16 protein-coding genes are annotated in these 15,307 nt (G+C 59.4%); 12 read left to right on the top strand and 4 right to left on the bottom strand.

The window, feature by feature from the left end:
* The 3 genes from JWQ61_RS08800 to JWQ61_RS08790 all read left to right on the top strand — a co-directional run.
* A partial coding sequence (locus JWQ61_RS08800) for an NTP transferase domain-containing protein (protein WP_304360187.1) occupies positions 1-278 on the top strand: 278 nt, incomplete at its 5' end.
* A gap of 128 nt (positions 279-406) precedes the next feature.
* Positions 407-865 (top strand): DUF3429 domain-containing protein, encoded by a 459-nt coding sequence (locus JWQ61_RS08795; protein ID WP_304360186.1) that lies wholly within the window; start codon positions 407-409, stop codon positions 863-865.
* A gap of 2 nt (positions 866-867) precedes the next feature.
* Complete coding sequence (locus tag JWQ61_RS08790; RefSeq protein ID WP_304360185.1) at positions 868-2,736, top strand: M61 family metallopeptidase; 1,869 nt, start codon at positions 868-870, stop codon at positions 2,734-2,736.
* A gap of 45 nt (positions 2,737-2,781) precedes the next feature.
* On the opposite strand, the gene JWQ61_RS08785 is transcribed toward JWQ61_RS08790, so the two are convergent.
* Positions 2,782-3,393: a UbiX family flavin prenyltransferase gene (locus JWQ61_RS08785; protein ID WP_304360184.1), complete on the bottom strand. Its 612-nt coding sequence runs from the start codon at positions 3,391-3,393 to the stop codon at positions 2,782-2,784.
* Between the two features lie 8 nt (positions 3,394-3,401).
* Positions 3,402-3,713: a Grx4 family monothiol glutaredoxin gene (grxD, locus tag JWQ61_RS08780; protein WP_014007875.1), complete on the bottom strand. Its 312-nt coding sequence runs from the start codon at positions 3,711-3,713 to the stop codon at positions 3,402-3,404.
* A 299-nt stretch (positions 3,714-4,012) separates the two neighbouring features.
* Between grxD and rplU the strand changes: the two genes are divergently transcribed.
* From rplU to proB, 4 genes are all read left to right on the top strand, one after another.
* Positions 4,013-4,324: a 50S ribosomal protein L21 gene (gene rplU, locus JWQ61_RS08775; protein WP_038493216.1), complete on the top strand. Its 312-nt coding sequence runs from the start codon at positions 4,013-4,015 to the stop codon at positions 4,322-4,324.
* Between the two features lie 51 nt (positions 4,325-4,375).
* Positions 4,376-4,633: a 50S ribosomal protein L27 gene (rpmA, locus tag JWQ61_RS08770; RefSeq protein ID WP_120234319.1), complete on the top strand. Its 258-nt coding sequence runs from the start codon at positions 4,376-4,378 to the stop codon at positions 4,631-4,633.
* Between the two features lie 273 nt (positions 4,634-4,906).
* On the top strand, positions 4,907-6,016 hold the full coding sequence (obgE, locus tag JWQ61_RS08765) for a GTPase ObgE (RefSeq protein ID WP_092355437.1): 1,110 nt from the start codon (positions 4,907-4,909) through the stop codon (positions 6,014-6,016).
* Positions 6,017-6,121: 105 nt separating this feature from the next.
* Positions 6,122-7,240, top strand: a complete 1,119-nt coding sequence (gene proB / locus JWQ61_RS08760) for a glutamate 5-kinase (RefSeq protein ID WP_304360183.1) — start codon at positions 6,122-6,124, stop codon at positions 7,238-7,240.
* An 80-nt stretch (positions 7,241-7,320) separates the two neighbouring features.
* Here the strand turns inward: proB and JWQ61_RS08755 are convergent, their stop codons facing one another.
* Both JWQ61_RS08755 and JWQ61_RS08750 read right to left on the bottom strand, forming a co-directional pair.
* The gene (locus JWQ61_RS08755; RefSeq protein WP_304360182.1) at positions 7,321-7,944 is read right to left on the bottom strand and encodes a CNP1-like family protein; all 624 of its coding nucleotides are present in this window, start codon (positions 7,942-7,944) and stop codon (positions 7,321-7,323) included.
* Positions 7,941-8,516, bottom strand: coding sequence for an RNA pyrophosphohydrolase (locus JWQ61_RS08750; protein WP_014007869.1), 576 nt, complete (start codon positions 8,514-8,516; stop codon positions 7,941-7,943). The genes JWQ61_RS08755 and JWQ61_RS08750 overlap by 4 nt, the downstream gene beginning before the upstream one ends.
* 285 nt (positions 8,517-8,801) lie before the next feature.
* On the opposite strand from JWQ61_RS08750, the gene JWQ61_RS08745 reads away from it, so the two are divergent.
* The 5 genes from JWQ61_RS08745 to JWQ61_RS08725 all read left to right on the top strand — a co-directional run bounded on the left by JWQ61_RS08745 (position 8,802) and on the right by JWQ61_RS08725 (position 15,210).
* Positions 8,802-10,544 carry a proline--tRNA ligase gene (locus JWQ61_RS08745; RefSeq protein WP_304360181.1) on the top strand — a complete coding sequence of 581 codons (1,743 nt, stop codon included), beginning with the start codon at positions 8,802-8,804 and terminating at the stop codon, positions 10,542-10,544.
* Positions 10,545-10,662: 118 nt separating this feature from the next.
* Positions 10,663-11,268 (top strand): lytic transglycosylase domain-containing protein, encoded by a 606-nt coding sequence (locus JWQ61_RS08740; RefSeq protein WP_050808669.1) that lies wholly within the window; start codon positions 10,663-10,665, stop codon positions 11,266-11,268.
* Between the two features lie 222 nt (positions 11,269-11,490).
* Positions 11,491-12,933 (top strand): alkaline phosphatase, encoded by a 1,443-nt coding sequence (locus JWQ61_RS08735; protein ID WP_304360180.1) that lies wholly within the window; start codon positions 11,491-11,493, stop codon positions 12,931-12,933.
* Positions 12,934-12,981: 48 nt separating this feature from the next.
* Positions 12,982-14,421 (top strand): alkaline phosphatase, encoded by a 1,440-nt coding sequence (locus JWQ61_RS08730; RefSeq protein ID WP_304360179.1) that lies wholly within the window; start codon positions 12,982-12,984, stop codon positions 14,419-14,421.
* A gap of 72 nt (positions 14,422-14,493) precedes the next feature.
* On the top strand, positions 14,494-15,210 hold the full coding sequence (locus JWQ61_RS08725) for a hypothetical protein (protein WP_304360178.1): 717 nt from the start codon (positions 14,494-14,496) through the stop codon (positions 15,208-15,210).
* Positions 15,211-15,307 lie beyond the last annotated feature (97 nt).

Below are 15,307 nucleotides of genomic sequence, written 5' to 3'. Positions count from 1 at the left end.
CCTTGGCCGACATGCCCTATGTGCAGGCGGCGACCATCCAGGCGCTGGCGTCGGCGCTGCGTCAAGGCGCCGGCATTGCGGTGCCGACCTGCCTCGGCCGGCGCGGCAATCCGGTCGGCTTCAGCCGACAGCATCTGCCGCAGCTGCTGGCGCTGCAAGGCGACCATGGCGCCCGCAGTCTATTGCAGTCGTATCCTGTAGTTGAAGTAGCGGTGGACGATCCCGGCATCCACCAAGACATCGACACCGTCGCCGATATACGACAATCCCCGGCCTGAAGCGCGCAATCCGCCGCTCTTTTCAACGCCATGCGACCGAGGCCGGGCCTGCCGGGCGCAATCCCGCTACACTATCGTCTTTTTGCGCAGCTAGTCACCTGCGCTGTTTTCCCTGACAAAGCCTCCAGATGAATCCACATTTCCTGAACAAACGTATCATTCATTTACTTGGTTATGCCGGATTGATTCCGTTCGTGCTGCTGACGCTGGCGTGCTGGCTGGTCAACACCGACTGGCTGCGCGATTTTATCCGCGGCCAGCTGGCCTATGGCATCGCCGCCCTGTCTTTTCTCGGCGGCATACACTGGGGCGCGGTGGTGTTGCGGGCCGACCTGTCGGCTGACCAGACAAAAAAGGCCTTGATCTGGGGCGTGGCGCCGACCAGCATCGCCTGGTTCTCGACCATGGCCGGCGGTTTCGGATTCGCCTTGCTGATTGCCGGGTTTATCGCGGCTTACCAGGCCGACAAGCGCCTGTTCCCATGGTACGGCTTGCCGACCTGGTTCATTGAATTGCGTTTCAGATTGACATGTGTGGCGGTGGCGGCGCTGATGCTGACCGTGATTGCCGGTAACGTTCGAGGATAGAAATGAAAAAAAGTACTGCAAAATCAGGCGCCAAGTCAGCCGTCGCCAAATCGGCCCGCGGCGGCCTCAGCTACAGCATCATCGCAGCCGATCCCGCTGCCCATCTGTTTGCCGTTACCCTGAGCATTGCCGAGCCGGCCGCGGTGGGGCAGATCGTCGCCTTGCCGGCCTGGATCCCGGGCAGCTACATGATCCGCGAATTCGCACGCAATATCGTACAGATCCGCGCCGAGTCGAACGGCCGCAAGATCGCCCTCAAGAAACTCGACAAGCACTCCTGGCAGGCGGCGCCATGCGACGGGCCGCTGACCTTGCACTATCTGGTGTACGCATGGGACCTGTCGGTGCGCACTGCGCATCTGGACCAGACCCATGGTTTTTTCAACGGCACCAGCGTATTCCTGCGCGTGGTCGGCCAGGAAAATGCGCCGCACGTCGTGGATATCCAGCGTCCGCAAGGCGAAGCGTATGAAGCGTGGCGCATCGCCACCGCGCTGCCGACGCTGAAAGCCAAGCGCGGCTCTTTCGGCAGCTATGTCGCCGCCAACTACGACGAGCTGATCGACCATCCGGTCGAAATGGGCAGCTTCCAGCTGGCGACTTTCAAGGCGCACGGCGTGCCGCACGAAATTGCAATTACCGGCAATGTGCCGAACCTGGACCTGGCGCGCCTGAGCGCCGACCTGAAAAAGATCTGCGAAACCCAAATCAGCTTCTTCGAACCGGCCGGCAGCAAGTTTGCCAAGCGCGCTCCGATGCAGCGCTACGTATTCCTGACGCTGGCGGTGGGCGACGGTTATGGCGGTCTTGAGCATCGCGCCTCCACCGCACTGATTTGCGCGCGCGCCGATTTGCCGGTCAAGGGACAGGCGGACATGAGCGACGGCTATCGCACCTTCCTCGGCCTGTGCAGCCATGAATATTTCCATACCTGGAACGTCAAGCGCATCAAGCCTGCGGCGTTTGCGCCCTATGACTTGCAGGTCGAGAATTACACGCCGCTGTTGTGGCTGTTCGAAGGCTTCACCAGCTACTACGACGACCTGATGCTGTTGCGCAGCGGCCTGATTGACCAGCCTGCCTATTTCAAGCTGATTGAAAAGACCATCAACGGCGTGCTGCTCGGCAGCGGCCGGCACAAACAGAGCGTGGCCGAATCCAGCTTTGACGCCTGGGTCAAATATTATCGCCAGGATGAAAACGCGCCGAACGCGATTGTCAGCTATTACACCAAGGGCTCGCTGGTAGCGCTGGCGCTGGACCTGACAATCCGCAGCGAGACCAAGGGGCGCAGGTCGCTGGACGATGTGATGCGCGCCTTATGGCAAAGATACGGCCGCGATTTTTATGCCGGCAATGCCCTCAGCGGGCGCGGCGTCAGCGAAGCTGCGGTCGAAGCCCTGTTCGATGAAGTCACCGGCCTCAAGCTGAAACGTTTCTTCGATCGTTATGTGCGCGCAACCGACGATTTGCCGCTGGCAAAATTGCTGGCGCCGACCGGCATCGTGCTCAACGATAGCCGCAAGCCGGGCAAGCCATCGCTTGGCGTGCGCACCGCGCGCAACGGCGGCGATTGCAAGTTGGCCAATGTGTATGAAGGGGGCGCTGCCCATCGCGCCGGTCTGTCGGCGGGCGACGTGCTGGTGGCGGTCGACGGCATCCGTGTGCCTAACAGCCTGGATGCGCTGCTGGTGCGTTACCGGGTTGGCGACAGCGTGGTCGTCCATGCTTTCCGGCGTGATGAATTGATGACTTTCCGTGTCAGGTTGCTGGCGGATAGCGCACCGCAAATCGGCCTGAAGGCAGAAGCAAAACCGGCGCTGGTGCCGGCGCTGCGCACCGCATGGCTGGCCGGGCGCAGCGGACGTTAAGCAGGGCGGGGTTGGAAAAAAGCCGGAGCAGTTGTCCGGCTTTTTTTAATCGGCTTTCAAGCCATTCCAGCGTGGCGTCAGTGCATGCTGGATAGCGAACAGATCGAGCACCCGTCCCAGGGTGTGGTCGACCATTTCCGCAATGCTTTGCGGCCGGTGGTAAAACCCCGGCAGCGGCGGGAAGATGACGCCGCCCATTTCGGTGACGCTGGTCATGTTGCGCAGGTGCGCCAGGTTGAACGGTGTTTCGCGCACCATCAGGACCAGCCGCCGGCGCTCCTTGAGGACAACATCGGCGGCGCGCGTGATCAGGTTGTCGGACAGGCCGTTGGCGACCGCGGCCAGGGTTTTCATCGAGCAGGGCGCGACGATCATGCCATCCGACTGGAACGAGCCGCTGGCGATGGCCGCGCCGATATCGCGCACATTGTGCACCACATGCGCCAGGGCCTCGACTTGCTTGCGCCGCATCTCCAGTTCCTGGTGCAGGTTCAGCACGCCGGCGTCGGAAATCATCAGGTGGGTTTCGACGCCGGGGATGTCGCGCAGCAGCTGCAGCAGCCGCACGCCGTAAATCACGCCGGTGGCGCCGGTAATGCCGACAATCAGGCGGCGCGGCTGGCCGGCGTCTGCAGCTGGGCGGCTGGATGAGACCACGTGGGGTCTCAGGCCGTCAGCAAGGTTTTCAGTTCGCCGGAGTCAGACATCTCGTTCATGATGTCGGAGCCGCCGACGAATTCGCCGTTGACGTAGAGCTGCGGAATGGTCGGCCAGTTGGAGTAGTCCTTGATGCCCTGGCGCACAGTCGGGTCTTCCAGGACGTTGACGGTGACGATGTTTTCAGCACCGTTAGCCTTTAACAGCTGGATGGCGCGGCCGGAAAATCCGCATTGGGGGAATTGCGCGGTTCCTTTCATGAACAGCACCACCGGGTTGCTGGTCACGGTTTCCTTGATCCACGCTTGTACATCGCTCATGGCAATACCTTAAAAAGTTTCAGAATACCGCCATTATATGAAAAAGGCCGCTGTGCTGCTGGTGAGACTGCGGTGGTGAGTGGCTGTACGGCAAGATTTGGCCGGGGTTGCCCGGCGGAAGTACGGAACTGTGGCGAATTCCGCACTTGTCAAGAGATTTTGACGAAAGCGCCAAGTCCATGTACAATCTCAGGTTCTCCCGATTCCGCCCAGCGATTTCATGCTTTTCCGTCGCTGAATATGGTGTTTTAGGAAAGAAATTTTTTTAATAGTCTTCAATCATTTCGATGAGGTTTCATATGTACGCGGTCATAAAAACCGGTGGCAAACAATATAAGATTGTTGCCGGCGAAAAACTTAAAATAGAACAGATACCTGCAGACATTGGCACCGAACTCACTATTGATCAAGTGCTCGCAGTTGGCGCTGGTGACACCATTAAGTTTGGTGCACCGCTGGTCGAAGGTGCTACGGTGTCGGTTAAGGTATTGGCGCAAGGTCGCCACGATAAAGTCAAGATCTTCAAAATGCGTCGTCGTAAGCATTATCAGAAGCATCAAGGCCATCGTCAAAATTACACCGAAATTCAAATCGTTTCGATTAACGCTTAATTACGTTAATTAATCGCGTCGATTGACTTAACCAGATACCAGGAGTTTTAAATGGCACATAAAAAAGGCGGCGGCACTACGCGCAACGGCCGTGACTCAGAGTCAAAGCGACTCGGCGTCAAGGTCTACGGTGGCCAGGCGATCAACGCCGGCGGCATCATCATTCGTCAACGCGGCACCAAGACGCATCCGGGCGAAAATGTCGGCATGGGCAAGGATCACACCCTGTTCGCGCTGATCGCCGGCAAAGTACAATTCGTAACCAAGGGCGCTACCCAGCGTAACTACGTTACTGTCGTAGCAGCTTAAGTTTCCTTAAGCCCGTCGACACAGGCAAGGCGTCAGCCTTGCTGCGAAAGGCTCTGCCAGCTGGTGGAGCCTTTTTAGTTTCTGGTCGTAAAACACTGCCCAGGCTAACCGGAACACGCAGCGTGTCTATTCCGCTGGCGGCGAGTTATGCCTGAAGCAATGGCATTATTGCAATACAAGCTGCGGCCTGGGCTGCAACGATTGCCAAAAATCGGTAAAGTTACCTGTGGCTTTCAATAAGAATTTAACCTCCAACCTCATTAGGACCTTCGAATGAAGTTTATAGATGAAGCAAAAATCGAAGTCATTGCCGGCGATGGCGGCAATGGGGTTGCGAGTTTTTGCCGTGAAAAATTCCGCCCGTTCGGCGGCCCTGACGGTGGCGATGGCGGCGTAGGCGGCAGTATCTGGGCCGTGGCCGACCGTAACATCAACACTCTGGTCGACTACCGTTTCTCCAAGATGCACCGGGCCGGCCGTGGCGAAAACGGCCGCGGTTCGGATTGCTACGGCAAGGGCGCCGACGATATCAAGCTGCGCATGCCGGTAGGCACGCTGATCGTCGACGTCAACACCGGCGAAGCGATCGCCGACCTGACCGACCATGGCCAGGAAGTCTTGCTGGCCAAGGGCGGCGAGGGCGGCTGGGGCAATATCCATTTCAAATCCTCGACCAACCGTGCGCCGCGCCAGAAAAGCGACGGCAAGGAAGGCGAACGCCGCGAACTGCGGCTGGAGCTCAAGGTGCTGGCCGATGTCGGCCTGCTGGGGCAGCCGAATGCCGGCAAATCGACTTTCATCACCGCGGTGTCGAATGCCCGCCCGAAAATCGCCGATTATCCGTTTACTACCCTGCATCCGAACCTGGGCGTAGTCCGCGTCAGCCACGAAAAGAGCTTCGTGATCGCCGATATCCCGGGCCTGATCGAGGGCGCGGCGGAAGGCGCCGGGCTCGGCATCCAGTTCCTGAAGCATTTGCAGCGCACCGGTCTGCTGCTGCACATCGTCGACCTGGCGCCGTTCGAAGACACGGTCGATCCGGTCAAGGAAGCCAAGGCGATTGTCAAGGAACTGAAGAAATACGACCAGTCGCTGTTCGACAAGCCGCGCTGGCTGGTCCTCAACAAGATCGACGTGATCCCGGAAGGCGAGCGCGTCAAGCGCGTCAAGGACTTCATCAAGCGTTTCGGCTGGAAGGGCCCGGTATTTGAAATTTCCGCACTGAACCGCGACGGCTGTCCTGAGCTGGTGACGGAAATCTACGGTTACCTGGCAGAGAAACGCCAGCAGGAAACCCGCTCGGAAGAGAAGCACATGGTGGTCGAAGCGCAAGCCATCCTGTCTATCGATCCGGACGATCCTCGCTTCAAGATACTCGACTAAGCCAGTATCCGGCACCGATGGCTGCGGAGAAATCAATCTCTCTCGCCATCGGTCTATTTTTTTCCCGCCACCCTCGCCAGTCGCCGAGGCACGATAGATAAAAATATGAATTCCGTCATTCAAAAAGCCAAGCGCATCATTATCAAAGTCGGATCTTCTCTGGTGACCAATGACGGCAAGGGCCTGGACGCCAGCGCTATCGCCAAATGGGCGGCCCAGATCGCCGAATTACGGGCGATGGGCAAGGAAGTGGTGCTGGTCAGTTCCGGCGCCGTGGCCGAAGGCATGCAGCGGCTCGGCTTTGACAAGCGGCCGACCAGCATCGACGAACTGCAGGCCTGCGCCGCCGTCGGCCAGATGGGCTTGGCGCAGATCTATGAAACCAGCTTCCGCGCCCACAATATACGCACCGCCCAGGTATTGCTGACGCACGCCGACCTGGCCGACCGCGAACGCTACCTGAATGCCCGTTCGACCCTGTTCACCCTGTTGCGCTTCGGCGTGGTGGCGATCATCAACGAGAACGACACCGTGGTCACCGATGAAATCAAGTTCGGCGACAACGACACCCTGGGCGCGCTGGTCGCCAACCTGATCGAAGGCGACGCCCTGATCATCCTGACCGACCAGAAGGGTTTGTACACGGCTGATCCGCGCAAGGACCCGAATGCCGAGTTCGTGCATGAAGCCAAGGCAGGCGATCCGGCGCTGGAAGTGATGGCGGGCGACGCCGGCACCAGCATCGGCCGCGGCGGCATGATCACCAAGATCCTGGCCGCCAAGCGCGCCGCCACATCGGGCGCCCACACGGTGATTGCCTGGGGCCGCGAAGATGCGGTGCTGACCCGGCTCGCCAGCGGCGAAGCCATCGGCACGCAATTGAATGCGCAGACCGCGCAGCTCACCGCGCGCAAGCAGTGGATGGCCGATCACCTGAAAACCGCCGGCAAGGTAGTGCTGGATGCCGGTGCGGTGCAAAAGCTGCGCAACGAAGGCAAATCCCTGTTGCCGATCGGTGTAACCGCCGTATCCGGCGAATTCGGCCGCGGCGACGTCATTACCTGCACCGATGTCGATGGCCACGCCATCGCGCGCGGCATCAGCAATTACACCAGTTCGGAAGCGCGCCGCATCATGCGCCATCCGTCGGCGGAGATCCAGTCTATCCTGGGTTTTGTCGAAGAATCGGAATTGATCCACCGGGACAACATGGTCTTGCTCTAGGCAGCAAGACCGGCAGTCCTGGACAATAAAAAACGGCTCCGCAAATTGCAGGAGCCGTTTTTACATGCGGGCGGGGTGGCTCAGCTGCCCGGTTTGATCGGGCGGTTGCTGCGCAGCCTGCTGCGAATGTCCTCAACCTTGCCGGCTATCATGCCATCCTGGCAAAGAAAGTCTTTGGCCAGGGCCGCATGCTGGCGGTTTCCCGACGATTCGCTGATCTGTTTCCAGCCGCTCAGGCGCGCGCGCGACCAGCTGCCGTCTTTCTGGCCAAATGCATATGACTTGCTCTCATAGGTCTGGCAGCGGATGCCTTCGTAGCTGACGTTTTCAGCGCCGCCCTGGCTCTTGCTGACCAGCGTGTAGCGCACCACGCCGTCGCTGCCGGCCGATATCGAATTGACATCGACGAAAAAATTCATGGTGGCGGTCGGGCTGACATAGAACGACACCAGGTTGGCCGCTTGCGGCTGCGGCGGGATTTCGGACTTGGCTTCTTGCCAGGATTTGCCGTCGTCGTCATCATCGTCGGGCATGCCTGAATTACTCGAACTCGCGCCGGCGCCGGGATTGAACGGATCGCCGGCGGCATGCACATGGGCGGCGGCGCCCAGCAACAGCAGGCTGGCAGCCAGCAGCTGCAGCAGCTTGTTTGTAGCGGAGGGGGAACGCAAGGCGCGAAAGGCAAAAGCCATAGAGGTACTCACTTCTTTTCGGGTTCGGCACAGGCCGGAGGGGATTGCGTCGCTGCGCGCGGACCGTGGCCGGTGCGCAGGTGACGGGCGTGATGCGGCGCGTTTTGCAGCGGGCGCGTCAGGAAACGTGATAATTCTTGCAAGGCGCGCTGGTAGACATCGCGTTTGAATTCGATCACGACATCCAGCGGCACCCAGTAATCATGCCAGCGCCAGGCGTCGAATTCGGGGTGTTCGGTGAGGCGCAGGTTGACGTCGCAGTCGCGTCCCACCATGCGCAGCAGGAACCAGATCTGTTTCTGGCCGCGATAATGTCCGCGCACGTCGCGCTTGATGAAATGATCGGGCACTTCATAGCGCAGCCAGTCGCGGGTGCGGCCGATGATCTTGACGTGTTCCGCCTTCAGCCCGATCTCTTCCTCGAGTTCGCGAAACATTGCCTGCTCCGGGGTTTCACCGTATTTGATACCGCCTTGTGGAAATTGCCACGAATGTTCACGCACGCGCTTGCCCCACCAGACTTCGTTCTGGGTGTTGAGCAAGATAATGCCGACGTTCGGGCGAAAGCCTTCACGGTCAAGCATGTTGTTACCTCAAAACTTTCTGCGGCCAGGCGGCTCTACTGCGCATTTTGCTAGATGTTCTGCTAGATTCCTTGCTTGCCGTCAACATTGCGGGACAGGTTCATGCAGCCGCCATGGTTAGGCGTAAAGCTCTGTCCTCGCCCGATCAGGCGCGCAATCTGTCCTTGCCAGTAACAACAATGGCCAGAACATCAATCAATTGTGCAAAGAGTAGGCGCATCAGCCAGCTAATCCTTTAAAATTGAGTTGATTATAACCCTCTCTTTTTAAAAAGAATTCATCGTTATGCGCGCCTCCCGTTTTTTTATCTCCACGCTCAAAGAAGCTCCATCCGACGCAGAAATCGTCAGCCACAAACTGATGATGCGCGCCGGCATGATCAAGCGCATCAGTTCCGGCATTTACTCCTATATGCCGATGGGTTTGCGCGTGATCCGCAAGGTGGAGAGCATCGTGCGCGAAGAGATGAACCGTTCCGGGGCGGTGGAATTGCTGATGCCGGTCGTGCAGCCGGCCGAACTGTGGCAGGAAACCGGGCGCTGGCAGAAATACGGCGCCGAACTGATGCGCGTCAAGGACCGTCACGGCCGAGACTTCATCATCCAGCCGACTTCAGAAGAAGTGATTACTGACATCGCCCGCACCGAATTGCGCTCTTACCGCAAGCTGCCGGTGAATTTTTACCATATCCAGACCAAGTTCCGCGATGAGCGCCGGCCACGCTTCGGCTTGATGCGCGGACGCGAATTCACGATGAAAGACGCCTATTCCTTCGATCGCGACCTGGATGGCCTGAAACAGTCCTACCAGATCATGTACGACGCCTACGTCCGCATTTTCAACCGCTTCGGCCTGCAATTCAGGGCGGTGGCGGCCGATAACGGCGCCATCGGCGGCACCGGTTCGCATGAATTCCACGTCATCGCCGCTACCGGCGAAGACGCCATCGTGTATTGCCCGAACTCGGATTACGCCGCCAATATGGAAGCGGCCGAGTCCCTGCCTTTGTATCCGACTCGCGGCGCGGCAACCCAGGCGCTGACCAAGACGGCGACCCCGGGCAAGGCCAAATGCGAAGCGGTAGCCGAGCTGCTGCAGCTGCCTTTGACGCAAACCATCAAGTCGATCGTGCTGACTGTTGAAAAAGAAGCAACCGACAAAGAGCCGGCAAGCAAGGTGGTCTGGCTGCTGATGCTGCGCGGCGACCATGAGCTCAACGAAATCAAGGCCAACAAGATTCCGGGCCTGGCTGGTTATCGTTTTGCTACCGAACCGGAGATTGTCGAGTACTTCGGCACGCCGCCAGGCTACCTTGGCCCGGTCAATACCAAGAAGCCGGTTACCGTTGTAGCGGACGTCACTGTCGCCAACATGCATGACTTCGTCAGCGGCGCCAACGAAGTGGATTTCCACTACACCGGCGTCAATTGGGGCCGCGACTTGCCCGAGCCTATGGTGTTCGATATCCGCAACGTGGTGGAAGGCGACCCTTCCCCGGACGGCAAGGGCGCCCTGGCGATCTTGCGCGGGATCGAAGTCGGCCACGTGTTCCAGCTGGGCACGGCCTATTCGGAATCGATGAAAGCGACTTTCCTGGACGAGAACGGCAAGCCGCAGATGCTGCAGATGGGATGTTATGGAATTGGCATCACACGCATCCTGGGCGCCGCGATCGAACAGAATTTCGACGACAAAGGCATCATCTGGCCAACCTCCATCGCTCCGTTCGAAGTAGTCCTGTGCCCTATGGGCTATGACCGCAGCGAAGCGGTCAAGGCCGAGACCGACAAGCTGTACGACACCTTGCTGGCTGCCGGCGTCGATGTGATCCTGGACGACCGCGGCGAGCGCCCGGGCGCGATGTTCGCCGACTGGGAACTGATCGGCGTGCCGCATCGCGTGGTGATCGGCGACCGCGGCCTCAAGGATGGCCAGCTGGAGTACCAGGGACGGCGCGATACCGAGGCAACTACGGTGCCGCTGGCGGACGTGGCAGGCTTCATCAAGGCTCGCCTAGTTTCCCAATAACAACAGATTTGCGGCGGATTGGTTTTTTGCGCCGTTTTCTTTGTATACTCTCCCCAAAATAAAAGTGTATTTTGGGGAGTATCGATTGCGCTGGTCTCGTTGGCTTGGCTTGTTGCCCATGTTGTTGCTGCTCTGCAGCATGGCGCAGGCCGGAAATCAAAAAGAAGAAGAGCTGGCGGATTCGGTACGCCTGGCTTTGTCACGCGCCATCAATGACGCCCGTCCCCCCAAAGCCCAATTCTCTGAAATCGACCAGCGCATCCAGTACCTGTACTGGCTGGGCGAAATGTCGGAACGCCTGAAGAAGAAGCTGCCGGATGCGCAGGTGCGCATCGAATTCCTGGAAACCGCCTGGTATGAAGCCAAACGCGCCGGCCTTGATCCAGGCATGGTGCTGGGCCTGATCCAGGTCGAATCGGCGTTCCGCAAGTACGCGCTGTCCAGCGTCAGCGCCCACGGCTACATGCAGGTGATGCCGTTCTGGACCCGCGTGATCGGCGACGCCGACCGCAGCAAGCTGTTCAACATGCAGACCAACCTGCGTTACGGCTGTTCTATCCTGCGCATGTATATCGACATGGAAAAGGGCAACCTGTACCTCGCGCTCGGCCGCTACAACGGCAGCCGCGGCCGTCCCGAGTATCCCAATGCCGTGCTGGCAGCGTGGAAACGCTGGGAATACAAGGACGACCTGCCGATACATACGGTATCAGCACGCAAGTAAACATTTCCATCGCCAACGGCTGTGCCGGCTCGCAGCAAGCACCCAACTCCCCTTTCTCCCCTTTGATTGACCCCGGCATTGCACGGGTCAATCTTCCGTCGCGACTCCCATTTTCTGAAGATCCATGCTCTTCCGTCATCAGCATGTAATAACTTCTGGTTACAGTTGTTACACATTATTACAAATGACTGCATGTTTCTGATTGACAACACGGAGCGATGAATGAAATTACGTATTTTGATTGCCGCCGCCACGGGAGCGATGGCGCTGGTGGGATGTAGCGGTTCCAGCAATCCACTGGTCGAGGTGCCGGTCGAGCGGCCTGAAGTCAAGCCGGGCAAGAATGTGATCTTCTTCCTGGGCGACGGCATGGGCATTACTACCATGACTGCCGCCCGCATCTACAAAGTGGGCGAAGAGGGCGACCTGACCATCGATACCCTGCCGGAAAGCGGTTTCGTCACGACCTATTCCAACGATGCCCAGGTAACCGACAGCGCACCGTCGATGGCGGCCTACATGACCGGCGTCAAGGCGAACAACGAAGTGATTGCCATGTCGGCCAATACCAGCGCCCGCGACGCCGGCGGCAAAAGTTATGTCAACGGCGCCGACAGCACCTGCCCCGGCGGCAACGGCACACCGGCTGACACTTTGCTGGAGATCATGAAGGCCAAGGGCTACAGCACCGGCGTCGTGACCACCACCCGGATCACGCATGCGACGCCGGCGGCGACTTATTCGCACATCTGCCACCGCGACGGCGAAAACAATATCGCCGCGCAACTGACGCCGAAGGGCGCCGGCTTCAACAGCAAGCTGAACGATGGCGTCGACGTCATTTTCGGCGGCGGCCGCCGTCATTTCCTGCCGAAAGCCGACGCCGACAGCAAGCGCAGCGACAGCCGCGACCTGGTGGCCGAATTCAAGGCGGCGGGCTATACCTATGCCAGCAACTTTGCCGAGTTCGACAAGATCGGCGCTGCAACGCCGAAAGTGGTCGGCCTGTTCCACAAAGACCACATGACTTACGACCTCGACCGCGACGCCGCCAAGGAACCGAGCCTGGCGCAGATGACGGGCAAGTCGATCGACCTGCTGAACAGCAAGAAAACCGGCTTCTTCCTGATGGTGGAGGGCGGCCGCATCGACCATGCCTTGCACGCCACCAATGCGCGTCGCGCGTTGCAGGAAACCGTTGCATTCGACGACGCGATCAAGGTCGCGCTGGACAAGATGCAGCAAGTCGATCCGGGCTTGAAAAACACCCTGGTGGTGGTCACCGCCGACCATGACCATTCGATCCTGCTGAACGGCTACGCCAAGCGCACCGGCAAGACCACCAGCAGCGAGCCGGGTGTGCTCGGCCTGGTGAAAAATGTCGCTACCGGCCAGCCTGAACGCGATATCAACAATAACCCTTACACCGTGATCGGTTTCGGCAACGGCCCCAACCACCTGGCCACGCGTGGCGCATTGTCCGACATGCAGGTAGCTGACAAGGACTACATGCAAGAGTCGGTGATCCCGACCGAAGCCGGCGGGGAAACCCACGGCGGCACCAACGTCTTCATCGGTGCACAGGGACTGGGGGCCGAGAATATCCGCGGCGTGCTCGATAACACCGAGGTGTTCGGCCTGGTGAAAAAAGCCGTCGGCCTGTGATGCTGCTTCGAATTTGCCGAATATATACAAAGGTCAGAGATGAAAATGATGAAATCAGCCAATAAGCCAAGCAGCAAGCAATTCCAGCGCCGGATCTACCAATGCGCCGCACTGTGCGCGTTGACGCCGCTGTCTTTACTCTTCACCGCGAACGTCATGGCAGCCGACGCTGCCGCCGCGAAAAACGTCATCTTCTTCCTGGGCGACGGCATGGGCCCGGTGACTGTCACCGCGGCGCGCATCTACGGCCATGGCGAAGCAGGGCGCCTGACCATGGAGACCTTGACCCGCACTGCGCGCGTCAAGACCTTCTCGCTGGATGCCCAGACCACCGACAGCGCACCGTCGATGGCGGCGTACATGACCGGCGTCAAGATGAAGAACGATGTGATTTCCATGTCTTCCGATACCAGTGCCTTCGACGCCAACGGCAAACCGTATCAAGTCAAGGCTGACTCCACCTGCGTGGCCGGCAACGGCCAGCCGGTGCAGACTTTGCTGGAACTGGCCAAGGGCGCGGGCAAGGCGGTCGGCGCAGTCAGCACCACCCGCATCAGCCATGCCACGCCGGCCACGACGTATTCCCACGTCTGCAACCGCGATGCTTACAACACCATCACCGAACAGGCGACACCGGGCGCGGCGCGCTACAACACGGCGCTGAAGGATGGCGTCGATGTCTTGCTGGGCGGCGGCTTGCGGCATTTCCTGCCGAAGAGCACGCCGGGCAGCCAGCGTAACGACGAGCTCGATGCGCTGGGCATGTTCAAGGCGGCGGGATATACCTACGTCGCGTCGGGCAGCGAACTGAAGAACGTCAATCCGGCCGGCGTCAGCAAACTGCTGGGCTTGTTCAGCGCCAGCGACATGGATTACGAACTGGACCGCGTCAAGAAAAACCTGAACCAGCCAAGCCTGGCCGAGATGACTGAAAAAGCCATCGGCGTGCTCAAGAAAAATCCGAAAGGCTATTTCCTGATGGTGGAAGGCGGCCGCATCGACCATGCCTTGCACGGCACCAACGCCAAACGCGCATTGGAAGATACCCTGGCTTTTGATGCCGCGATCAAGAAGGCGCTGGAGCTGGTCGACCTGAAAGACACCTTGATAGTGGTGACTGCCGACCACGATCACGCGATCGGCTTCAACGGTTATCCCAAGCGCGGCAACCCGATCCTGGGCAAGGTCGCCAACTACTACGACGGCAAGCTGGCGCTGGCGGCCGACGGCAAACCCTACACCACGCTGGTGTTCGGCAACGGCAGCGCGCCGCGCCGTCCGGAAGACGGCGACCTGACCAATGTCGATACCGAAGCCGATGACTACCTGCAGCAGGTCGGCGTGCGTTTTGCCGGCTCGCCCGGTTCGGAGACGCACGGCGGTGGCGACGTGATGCTGTTCTCGGCTGGCGCCGGCAGCGACAGCTTCAAGGGTACATTTGAAAACATCAAGGTGTTTGGCAAAGTGAAAAACGCACTTGGCTTGTAATCCTTTTTTTAGTAATGTCGATGCCGCCATCGCAATGATGGCGGCAATTCTTTTGGTGGAAAAATGATTTTCTTGAAAAAAATCGCGGACGATGCCGGTAAGCTGATGGCCGCACTGGTCCTGCTGTCGCCGCTGCCGGCTGCGCTGGCCGCTGCGCAGGTTCTGGTCAGCGCGCCTGACCAGAACCTGCAGGTGCAGCACTATTCGATGGTATTGGGACGTGACGGCGTCAAGCGCGAAACGACATTCACCGAGCGCCTGTACCGGCGCAGCGACCAGGTATGGACCGAGCGCCTGACTGTCGCTGAAACTGCGGCCGGAACCACGGACGCCGCCGATCAGCACGATCACAGCGGGCACAACCATCCGGATGCCGGCAGCTCGCCGATGTGGGTGCGCCGCCAGGCCGACGGTTCGCTGGACGCGCGTTTGATCGAGCGGCACCAGCGCCGCACCGTCAAGGTCGACTCCCAGTATTACGGCAATATCGGTTTCAATGGCAACTGGGGCAGCACGTTTTACCTGAGCGATCCGCAGAGCCTGAAAAACATGCGCGCCGTCGGTCCGGCCAAGGACGGCGTCCAGCTATACGAAAGCAAGCGTGGGGAATTGACGGTGCGGGTCAGCTGGGACGTCAAGGGCCAGTATCCGCGCCTGGTGGAATCGTTCGATGCGCATGGGATGGCGCGCCGCCAGACTGCGGTCAGCGTGATCGCCGCGCCGCCGGTGTTGCCGTGGAAGACGCTGGCTGGTTATGCGGAAATCGACTACTCGGATCTGCTCGACTAAAGTCCTGGATTCTGCGGATACAAAAACGCCCGCGTGATGCGGGCGTTTTTGTTTGGCACTCAGGGCGGCGGGTTGGACAAAATCCAGCTAGGCCCTA

It is taken from the genome of Collimonas fungivorans (assembly GCF_028292705.1).
In the GTDB taxonomy this organism is placed as follows: Bacteria; Pseudomonadota; Gammaproteobacteria; order Burkholderiales; family Burkholderiaceae_D; genus Collimonas; species Collimonas fungivorans_B.
The sequence above is the reverse complement of the archived record's forward strand: the minus strand, read 5'-3'. Positions and strand labels throughout refer to the sequence as shown.

Excerpts from the sequence above, each read along its gene's own strand:
- JWQ61_RS08795 (WP_304360186.1), top strand. The coding sequence starts at position 407 with ATGAATCCACATTTCCTGAACAAACGTATCATTCATTTACTTGGTTAT.
- JWQ61_RS08790 (WP_304360185.1), top strand. The coding sequence starts at position 868 with ATGAAAAAAAGTACTGCAAAATCAGGCGCCAAGTCAGCCGTCGCCAAA.
- grxD (WP_014007875.1), bottom strand. The coding sequence starts at position 3,713 with ATGAGCGATGTACAAGCGTGGATCAAGGAAACCGTGACCAGCAACCCG.
- rplU (WP_038493216.1), top strand. The coding sequence starts at position 4,013 with ATGTACGCGGTCATAAAAACCGGTGGCAAACAATATAAGATTGTTGCC.
- rpmA (WP_120234319.1), top strand. The coding sequence starts at position 4,376 with ATGGCACATAAAAAAGGCGGCGGCACTACGCGCAACGGCCGTGACTCA.
- obgE (WP_092355437.1), top strand. The coding sequence starts at position 4,907 with ATGAAGTTTATAGATGAAGCAAAAATCGAAGTCATTGCCGGCGATGGC.
- proB (WP_304360183.1), top strand. The coding sequence starts at position 6,122 with ATGAATTCCGTCATTCAAAAAGCCAAGCGCATCATTATCAAAGTCGGA.
- JWQ61_RS08750 (WP_014007869.1), bottom strand. The coding sequence starts at position 8,516 with ATGCTTGACCGTGAAGGCTTTCGCCCGAACGTCGGCATTATCTTGCTC.
- JWQ61_RS08745 (WP_304360181.1), top strand. The coding sequence starts at position 8,802 with ATGCGCGCCTCCCGTTTTTTTATCTCCACGCTCAAAGAAGCTCCATCC.
- JWQ61_RS08740 (WP_050808669.1), top strand. The coding sequence starts at position 10,663 with ATGTTGTTGCTGCTCTGCAGCATGGCGCAGGCCGGAAATCAAAAAGAA.
- JWQ61_RS08735 (WP_304360180.1), top strand. The coding sequence starts at position 11,491 with ATGAAATTACGTATTTTGATTGCCGCCGCCACGGGAGCGATGGCGCTG.
- JWQ61_RS08730 (WP_304360179.1), top strand. The coding sequence starts at position 12,982 with ATGAAATCAGCCAATAAGCCAAGCAGCAAGCAATTCCAGCGCCGGATC.